The sequence below is a fragment of the Pseudomonas serbiensis genome, assembly GCF_030580745.1.
GTDB classification, from domain to species: domain Bacteria; phylum Pseudomonadota; class Gammaproteobacteria; order Pseudomonadales; family Pseudomonadaceae; genus Aquipseudomonas; species Aquipseudomonas serbiensis.
On the sequence record NZ_JAUQOO010000028.1, the window covers coordinates 51,468 to 60,493 of the forward strand.

Annotated in this window: 9 protein-coding genes; 4 read left to right on the plus strand and 5 right to left on the minus strand. The window is 58.6% G+C overall.

Features of this window, described 5'->3' with window-relative positions; translation table 11 throughout:
* Positions 1 to 14 precede the first annotated feature (14 nt).
* From Q6A51_RS25000 to cpaB, 4 genes are read right to left on the minus strand one after another with little or no spacing between them, the layout of a single operon-like run.
* Positions 15 to 1,271, minus strand: coding sequence for a CpaF family protein (locus tag Q6A51_RS25000; protein ID WP_201004984.1), 1,257 nt, complete (start codon positions 1,269 to 1,271; stop codon positions 15 to 17).
* Positions 1,271 to 2,461 carry a pilus assembly protein gene (locus tag Q6A51_RS25005; RefSeq protein WP_201004986.1) on the minus strand — a complete coding sequence of 397 codons (1,191 nt, stop codon included), beginning with the start codon at positions 2,459 to 2,461 and terminating at the stop codon, positions 1,271 to 1,273. Before Q6A51_RS25005 ends, Q6A51_RS25000 begins: the two co-directional genes overlap by 1 nt.
* Complete coding sequence (locus tag Q6A51_RS25010; RefSeq protein ID WP_201004988.1) at positions 2,458 to 3,711, minus strand: type II and III secretion system protein family protein; 1,254 nt, start codon at positions 3,709 to 3,711, stop codon at positions 2,458 to 2,460. The genes Q6A51_RS25005 and Q6A51_RS25010 overlap by 4 nt, the downstream gene beginning before the upstream one ends.
* A gap of 19 nt (positions 3,712 to 3,730) precedes the next feature.
* Positions 3,731 to 4,681, minus strand: a complete 951-nt coding sequence (cpaB, locus tag Q6A51_RS25015) for a Flp pilus assembly protein CpaB (protein WP_304575975.1) — start codon at positions 4,679 to 4,681, stop codon at positions 3,731 to 3,733.
* A gap of 304 nt (positions 4,682 to 4,985) precedes the next feature.
* Between cpaB and Q6A51_RS25020 the strand changes: the two genes are divergently transcribed.
* From Q6A51_RS25020 to Q6A51_RS25035, 4 genes are all read left to right on the plus strand, one after another.
* Positions 4,986 to 5,189, plus strand: a complete 204-nt coding sequence (locus Q6A51_RS25020) for a Flp family type IVb pilin (RefSeq protein WP_201004992.1) — start codon at positions 4,986 to 4,988, stop codon at positions 5,187 to 5,189.
* Between the two features lie 71 nt (positions 5,190 to 5,260).
* Positions 5,261 to 5,668: a response regulator gene (locus Q6A51_RS25025; protein WP_201004994.1), complete on the plus strand. Its 408-nt coding sequence runs from the start codon at positions 5,261 to 5,263 to the stop codon at positions 5,666 to 5,668.
* An 83-nt stretch (positions 5,669 to 5,751) separates the two neighbouring features.
* Positions 5,752 to 6,045, plus strand: a complete 294-nt coding sequence (locus Q6A51_RS25030; RefSeq protein WP_201004996.1) for a hypothetical protein — start codon at positions 5,752 to 5,754, stop codon at positions 6,043 to 6,045.
* A gap of 71 nt (positions 6,046 to 6,116) precedes the next feature.
* On the plus strand, positions 6,117 to 7,457 hold the full coding sequence (locus tag Q6A51_RS25035) for an MATE family efflux transporter (RefSeq protein ID WP_201020356.1): 1,341 nt from the start codon (positions 6,117 to 6,119) through the stop codon (positions 7,455 to 7,457).
* On the opposite strand, the gene Q6A51_RS25040 is transcribed toward Q6A51_RS25035, so the two are convergent.
* Positions 7,451 to 8,851, minus strand: coding sequence for a contractile injection system protein, VgrG/Pvc8 family (locus Q6A51_RS25040; RefSeq protein WP_304575976.1), 1,401 nt, complete (start codon positions 8,849 to 8,851; stop codon positions 7,451 to 7,453). The genes Q6A51_RS25035 and Q6A51_RS25040 overlap by 7 nt on opposite strands.
* Between the last annotated feature and the right edge of the window lie 175 nt (positions 8,852 to 9,026).

Genomic DNA, 9,026 nt, shown 5'->3' on the forward strand with positions numbered 1-9,026 from the left:
CCTCCCTGCTCGCGTCAGTAAGACGGCCGCAATTTGTCACCTGCGGCATGCACGGCCTCGCGATGAAAGCCGATGCCAGTACGCCGGTCGAGACGAAAAAGAGTGTTGGTGACATAAATGTCGTCGCGGATACCCACCACCTCCACCACTTCGCTGACGCAACGACGGCCATCGGGCAGGCGAGCCAACTGGATGATGACGTCCAGCGCCGCGCATATCATTTGCCGCAGGGTTCTCTCGGGGATCTGCCGTCCGGTCAGGCCGACCAGGGTTTCCAGACGCAACAGCGCATCCTGAGCGTTGTTGGCGTGTACCGTGCTCATGGAGCCATCGTGGCCGGTGTTCATGGCAGTCAGCACATCCAGCACTTCCACGCCACGAATCTCCCCGAGGATGATGCGGTCCGGGCGCATCCGCAGGGAGTTGCGGATCAGGTCGCTGGCACGGACCTCACCATGGCCTTCGGCATTGGGCGGTCGGGTTTCCAGGCGTACCACGTGGGGGTGAATCAATTGCAGTTCGGCAACGTCTTCGATGGTCACCAGCCGCTGGTGCGTGTCGATCAACTGACTGAGCACGTTGAGCATGGTGGTCTTGCCGGTACCGGTACCGCCGCTGACCAATACGTTGCAACGCTTGCCCACCGCCTCCTGGAAAAAGTCGAAGATCGATTGATCGATGGTCTGCATCGCCACCAGGTCGGTGCTCTTGAGCATGTCCTTGCGAAACTTCCGGATCGACAGACACGGCCCGTCCAGGGCAATCGGCGGAATGATCGCGTTGACCCGGCTACCGTCGGGCAGCCGCGCATCCACCATGGGCGAGGACTCATCCAGCCGGCGGCCAAGAGGCGCCAGGATGCGCTGCATGACCCGCTCGACGTGGTGCGAGTCGATGAAGCGCAAGTCGGTGTGGTGCAATACGCCGTCACGTTCCACAAAGACCTTGCCCGGCCCGTTGACCAGAATTTCCGTCACGGCGCTATCGCGCAGCAACACCTCCAGCGGGCCGAAACCGGTCAGTTCATCGACCAGTTCCTCGGCAAGACGCTCCATCTCATAACGAGAAATGGCCAGCCGCAGCCGGGCGACATATTCGGCCACCTTGTCGATCACGAACTGCGCCAGCACCGGTCGCGAACCTTCGAGCAGGTTCCTGCCGCTCTCCTCGATGCCATCGATGATGTAACGGTGCAGTACCAGCTTGAGCCCCTGCCCGTCATCCGTGCTGCCCTGAGCGCGCGAAGCAACGCCAAACAGTTTTTCCGGCATTATTTATTCCCCCATAGCCGAGTGAAGAAGCCTTCATTGGGTTTTTCATAAGCGTCGGAATGACGGACCAGGTGATCGCCCAGGCGACGCAAGCCCGTACACAACGATTCCCTGGGCGCCAGATCGAACAACGACACGCCCTGATTCTTGGCGTTGAGTCGCAATTCCGGGCTGAGCGGCAAGACCGAAATCACCGGCAGGCCGAAGGTTTTCCCCACCGTTTCCGAATTGGGTGCCACCGAGCGCAAATAACGATCGATCAGCAACCCGGCGTGCTGCATCTTCATGCCCTTTTCCCGCCACAGATTGAGCACCGCCAGATTGCGCCGGCACTCGATCACGCTCTGGTCGGCGTACCACAGCAGCTGGTCGCAGTGACTTACAAAGGTACGCAGGGCTTCGCTGTCCGGCTGGCCCACCAGATTCACGATGACGTGCTGGAAATGCTGGCGCAGGGCACTGAGCAGCATGTACAACTCGGCCGCACTGGACTGTTCCAGATGATCGTCGGCCTCGGTGTAGGCCAGGATGCGCAAGCCGTTTTCGGATGTTGTAAAAGCACTGTCGATAAGGGTCGCGTCCAGCCTGCGCAAATGGCGCAGTGCATCACCGAAACTGAACGTCGACTCAAGACCGAGCATCGACAGGCTGTCACCACGGGGCAAGCCCAGATCCAGCAACAAGGTACGTTGCCCGGCCTTCTGCACCACCATCGCCAGGTGAGAGGCTATCAAGGCTCCGTCGCCATCGCATTGAGCGCCATACAGCACCGTCAGACCGCTCATGTTGGGGTTGGGCGTCACCGCAGGCAGGCGTTTGCTCAAGCGCCTGACCAGACCGGCGACTTCACTGGAACGCGAGCCATAGGCCACGAAATCCCTGGCACCGGCGCGCATGGCATTGAGCACCAACTGGTTATCCATACCGTCGCCCAAAGCGACAATCGCCAGCATCGGCTTGGCTTCCAGAGCACCCTCGATCAGCGCGCTCTGGTTCATCAAATGTTCACGATCCAGCCCCACGAACACCACGCTGGCGAAGGTCACGTCCACCAGCGCCAGCAAATCGTCCAGGCTGCCGCTGCCGGCACTCACCACCTGCCCCAGCGAACCCAATGCACCCTGCAACCATTCAAGATCGGTGGGGTTGCGGGTAATCGCCAGGAATGTCTGACTCAGGCTCTGGCTCATTGAGATAACCCGCTACGGCGCTCGAAATCGCCGTTCTCAAGGAAATACATACGGAAGAAATTCGGGTCGTAATTACGCAGGCCTTCACCGGGCAGCGTGGGCAGTTGCGCATTGACCGCCAGTGGCTGGACCAGATGCGGAGTGACGATCATCAGCAGTTCACGCTCATCGCGCTGAATCTGCGAATTGCGAAACAGAGCCCCCAGAATCGGGATATCGCCCAGGCCGGGAAACTTGTCCACAGAGGCAATATTGCTGGAGCTGATCAGGCCACTGACAACAAAGCTTTCCCCATCGGCCAGAGAAATGCTGGTATCGGTACGCCGTATATTGAGTGCAGGCACAGTGGTGCCGGAGATAGTGATGCCGGCCGAAAAATCCAGTTCGCTGACCTCGGGCGCAACCTTGAGCAGTATCCGGTTACGTCCGACCACAGTGGGCGTCAGGGTCAGACGCACGCCGTACTCCTTGTATTCAATGGAGATGCCATTTCCATCCCCGCTGGGCACCGGCACCGGGAACTCACCACCCGCCAGAAAGCTCGCGCTTTGTCCGTTCAATGCCACAAGGCTCGGACGCGCCAGGGTGTAGGCAAAGCCGCTGCCTTCCATGGCATTGATCATGCCCAGGACCTTGCTGCTGCCACCGCCCCACACGATATTGAAGTTGTTGTTATTCAAACCGATGGCGGGCCGCGTGGAGCCGACCGTACCAGGCGAGACCGTGACGTCGGTTACGGTGCCGGGAGAACCAAACAGAAAGTTGTTCGAGCCAGTACCGAAGATCGAAGTACTGGCCTCCTTGAGTTTGCTACGGCTGACTTCAATGAAACGAATATCGGTCTGGACCTGACTGGGCAACTGAGGATCCAGAGAAGGCACCGGCAAGGCATCGACCAGCGCGGAAGCATCTCCTCCGCGTACGAATACCATGCTTTGACGAGGAGAGGTCGAGCAGGCCGTCCAGACCATCAAACTGGTAGCGCCACGTGCAATGCCGGTCAACAGAAAGCCCTGATTGCCATTGACCAGTACATCGGCAACCTTGGGATCACCCACGGCAATCCGGGTAATGGCCACCGGCGAACGTACATCCTGCTGCATGCCCTGGCTGACCTCCAGCACCGCTGGCAGGGCAGCAAGATTCTTGCAGCCATTGCCGGAAGCCGCCCAGCTTGTGTTCACGCCCAGCCCGGCGAGCAGCAAAAACAGCGCGTGACGTTTTAAAACCGGTACGAAACAACGGTTCATCAAATGCTTCCTTGCTCAATCAGGGGGTTTGTTGCGTAACCTGGTTGCCGCGAATCACCTCAACGCCACGAGATCCGCGAGACGCACCGATATGACTGGTGGCCGGAGCACTCAGAGCCAATTGGCTGAACTGCACCAGATTGCGCCTGGCAGAATCCAGGCGCACGGCAACATCGGGACGGCTGGCATCGCCGCTCCAGTAATCTTGAAGGTTGCCCTCATCGGCACTTCGTACCGCCAGGCGCATCACGCCGGTCTGGGTAGCCAGTAACAAGCGCACCAATAACGATTCGGGCACAGCCACCACCACCGATCGGGCGCTCAGGCGCTGCTGCTCCAGCCTGATGCGTTCTTCGATACTGATATCTTGTGCGGGCTTGCCATCACGGGTCGGACCAAGAAGCTCACCGACGCTCAGGACTCTCAAGGCAGGCACCACGACCTGGCTGGAGCGGACAGGATTAGTGGTGTCTTCAGGCAGATAAAGCAGAACATCGACATAATCTCCGGGGCTGAGCTGCCCGGACGCGCCAATCACCTCATCAACGGCCAAAGCCAGTGCGCGTTCGTCAGGACGAATCATCCGCGCCAGCGTGCCTCCGGCCTCGAAACTGCTTTCACTCAACCAGGTTCCTGCCGCCAGCGTGCGCCAGGTACTGCGATTCACAACCTGGTCGATATTGCTGAAACTCCCGGCAGGCGCAACCTTCAGGCGCTCGATCACCAGGTCTTCAGCCTGAATTGGGGTGTAGGCAGGAACATCGTGCGCCAGCACCACGACATTATGGCGCAGCGCTTCTTCCACGGGCGGGGCAGGCGGCGCAACTTCGACAGGTGGCGGTGCCTCAACGACAGGAGCCTCCACGGGTGGCGCCGCAGGCTCTTTACTGACCATTATTCCCAGATACCCGGCCAATATCGCTCCGAGTAAAAAAACGACAGCGAGCACCATGGTGATACGACTGCTCATGGCAACGCTTCCTTTGTCATCGCATGATCACCTCAATCCAACGCATCAACTTCGCAATAGCAATGAAGAACAATCACATGCTGCTCTTTTGAAGGTAGCCCACACCACCCAAAACGCCATTAAGCCCTGCGAAATATCCTTATCTGAATACCTGAATTGCGAACCACAGGGCCCGCTATAACTTTGTGATTAATGCTTTATTACGGTTGTGGGTTCGCGAGTTGAGGGCAATGCTGTAACTGCAAGGGGATGTATGAAAACGGCTGGTATTACCCGCGCCATGAATGGTGCAAGGAGAATTGTGATGTTCCTTACCAATTTATACATACGCGCTTATACGCAAATTCAGGCATTCCTCAAAAACCGGGAAGCCGCATCGGCTATCGAATATGTACTGCTCGCTGCCATGGTGGCGGTCGCCATCGTTGCCTTCGTTCCGGCCATCAGTGCTCAGGTCAGAATCATTTTCAACCAGGTGCTGGTTGCATTGGGCGGTACGGCAGTCTGACGGCTTGATTGAACGAGGACAAAGTGTTGTAAGATCCGAGGCCGTTACCAACGTTTTTTATAGGTATCAATATGGCCGTCCACCCCACACGCCAACAGCTGCTTCTGGTTGATGACGAAGAGGACGCCAATGAAGAGTTGGCAGAACTACTCGAAGGCGAGGGGTTCTGCTGCTTCACTGCGTCCTCGGTCAAGATTGCCTTGCAACAGCTGACTCGCCACCCGGATATCGCTCTGGTCATTACCGATTTGCGTATGCCGGAGGAAAGCGGCATTCAGTTGATAAAACGACTGCGTGAACATACTTCGCGCCAGCATCTGCCTGTGATTGTCACCTCAGGCCATGCCGACATGGAAGATGTCAGCGACCTGCTGCGCCTGCAGGTGCTGGACCTGTTCCGCAAGCCGATCTATCACGTCCGCTTGCTGGAAACCCTGAACAACCTGTTTCCCGAGCCGAAAATCTTTCAGGTGCAATGACACGAACTTCATGATCCACGGAACTAGCCATACTGCCCGATAGCCAAAGCGAGCAGACCTATAACCGTGATCAGGATGCACATATGAAGGTAGAAAGCTTTTTTGAATGGCTGGGGCAGGCAATCGGGTCAGTGATTCGCTTCATCGTGGATACCCTGGCCTGGCTGTTCAACGGTTTTACCCATGCCGGCGGCAACTTCGTTGACGGCTTGTCCCGCACTCTGGGCATGGACGCTTCACTGATCAGCATCGTTGCGCTGGTCATCGGCCTGATGCTTCTTTACTCCGCCATCCGCGCCTTCATGCGCGCCTCCATCATCATGGGCATCATCTGGCTGGCGCTGGGGTTGTGGCTACTGAGCTGGATCATCCACTGATTGCGCTCCTGCATCGCACGTTCTGACTGACCGGTATTAGGGCTACAATGCCCGCCTTGCCGGGAGTCCTCATGTCCAAGTTGTCCAGCGATTGGCGTCATCGCCCCACTCATCATCGAGTCTGGGGCCTGGCGCTGCCGATGATCCTGTCGAATATTTCAGTACCGCTGGTAGCACTGGTCGACACCGCCGTGATTGGCCACTTGCCCCACGCCCATCAATTGGGTGCAGTCGCTGTGGGCGCCACGCTCTACACCTTTCTGGCATGGGCCATGGGTTTTCTGCGCATGGGCACCACCGGTTTTGCAGCTCAGGCTGCGGGACGTGGTGACGGCGCGGCCTTGCGTCAGATTCTGCTGCAAGGCCTGCTCCTGGCCATGGGGCTGGCCTTCCTGCTCGGGCTGATTGCCTTGCCATTCAGTCATCTGGCTTTGTCGATCATGCAACCTTCGGCCGACCTGCAACAGATGACACTCGACTTCTTCCACGCCCGACTTTTCGGCCTGCCTGCAGCACTGGCCAGCTACGCGCTGGTGGGCTGGTTTCTCGGCACCCAGAACGCCAGGGCGCCGTTGGCGATTCTGCTGATCACCAATACGGTGAACATCATTCTCAACCTGTGGTTCGTTCTGGGCCTGGACTGGGGTGTAGTCGGTTCGGCACGGGCATCGGTGCTCGCCGAGTGGACCGGCGCATTACTAGGCCTGGTCATGGCTCGCAAAGCCTTGCAGGCCTGGTCTGGCAAGATTGTCTGGGCCGCCCTGAAGCTCTGGAGCAACTGGCGACCACTGCTGGCGGTCAACCGCGACATTTTCATTCGCACCCTGGCACTGCAATCGATCATGTTCCTGATCACCGCTCAAGGCGCCCGACTGGGCGATGCAACCGTCGCCGCCAACGCCCTGCTGCTCAACGGCCTGTTGCTGACCTCCCATGCGCTGGACGGGCTGGCCCATGCCGTAGAGGCCCTGTGTGGCCATGCCATTGGAGCACGCGACCGGACGGCATTACGCCGCTCGCTGGTGGTGGCCGGTGGCTGGTCGCTGATTGCCAGTTCAGCTTTTGCCCTGCTGTTCCTGACGGGCGGGCATCTGTTCGTGCAGATGCAGACCAACATCCCCGAAGTGCGTGAAACCGCCCTCATCTACCTGCCTTATCTGGCTGCAATGCCTTTGCTAGCGGTCTGGAGCTACTTGCTGGACGGTCTGTTCATCGGCGCAACCCGCGCCCGGGAGATGCGCAATGCAATGCTGATCAGCGTGATACTCATCGCTCCCGTCGCCTTTATTGCAGTCGATCAGGGCAATCACGGGCTCTGGCTGACCTTCCTGGCATTTACCCTGCTGCGCGGCTTAAGCCTTGGAAGCATTGCCTGGCGCCTTAACCGCAAGGACGGCTGGTTTACCTACTGATCGCTCTCGGCCATCTTGCCGGCAAAGGTAATACGCGGACTGGTCAGGGTCAGGCCACTTGAATCAAGCCGGACCCGACTGGAACCAATGCTCAACGACAGCTCGCTGCCTTCTTCAAAAGACACCGTTGGCCCGTTCTCCAGACGAAAGCGTCGCTTATTCCCCATGATCATCTGCCAATCCAGCTGCGCCTGAACACTGTCGGCAGGCAATACATCTGCGGACTGCGTGAAAACCGGCTCACAGGCGCGAGAGTGCAGGCAGGCGATGATCATCGGCCGGTCCATATCGTCATCGAGCAAACTCACCAGTACCTCCATCCCGCCGGTAAATACCAGTTCAAGGCCAGGCATCACGGGCAGCCAGCAATCGTTGTAGCGCGCTCCCCGCCCCTGTAGCCCCCACTCAAGTTGCACCTTGAGACGACCAACCGAATCAAGCCCGACCTCCATCCCTGCCGGGCCGATGACCCAGGCCCGTTGCAGTTGCGGCACTTTCAAGCGGGGTTGCGGCTCAGGCACGCTGAAGCCGACTTCCCAGGGAACGGCATGGAACCGATTGGTATACCGCTCTGCGCTTCCATCCTCCGGTACAGACTCCTGGTAACGATGCTCAACCCGGCTTAGCAGCCACATGTGATTCCACTCAACCTCGGGGTGGCCCGTCAGCGGCAATAAATACCCCGACATCACAAATGGCAGGCTGCTTTCGCCCTCGGCTCGTTGCCTGGCGCGGGAGCCCGGCAAATCCTGGCCCTTGATGCTGACAGCAAAGCGGGTAACGCCAGACGGTTTCGGCAATTGTCGCCAGGGCGCCGCAGGCGTTGGACGAAAGCCCCGCAGGCTATCGCCGAACACCACCTCATGGCGCCGACGGGAATGAACAAAGTGATAGTGGATACCCTCTTCGGCACACAGGCGCTGCACCAGTTGCAGGTCGGACTCCTGATACTGCGCACAATACTCGCGCTCCCGGCACTGGGTTTTCAGCTCGAAGCGATAGCTGCCTTTGCGCAGTCCATGTTCCTCCAGGACCCTGGCGATGATCTGCGAAGCGGTCATGTGTTGAAAGATACGCTGATTGTAACGTTGCCCGAGACAGGCCAGCCGCGGACCGACTTTCAGCCGGTAGCAGGCAGGCCCGGGACGGAAATGACTGCGACTCGCGCCGTGAATCTGCCCATGAAAACCGTGATCACTGCCTTGAAAGCAGAGGAACACCGGCTTGTACATCAGACTTGCCAGATTCACCTCAAGCCCTTCGTTGACGACCTCAAGCTCAAAGGCAAAAGGCTGACTGATTGCTTCCATGCCTTGTAACGAAAGGACGGTAAAACAATGACGCAGACGGGCGATCTCCAGACGAAAAAGCGGCGCGCTGGCGGGATCGGGCATGGGGATGTTCTCTACAGGGGCGGCCAACGATTCTGGCCGAGAAGCGGGATCGAGTAGAGAGCAAAAGGCAGAACAGGACGTTACCTACACGTGAAGCGGTTTTGGACTACACAGTGATTGATCGCGAATGAGCGGAACGCCGCCCGATTCGCTCCTACGAGGTGTGGGGTAGGAG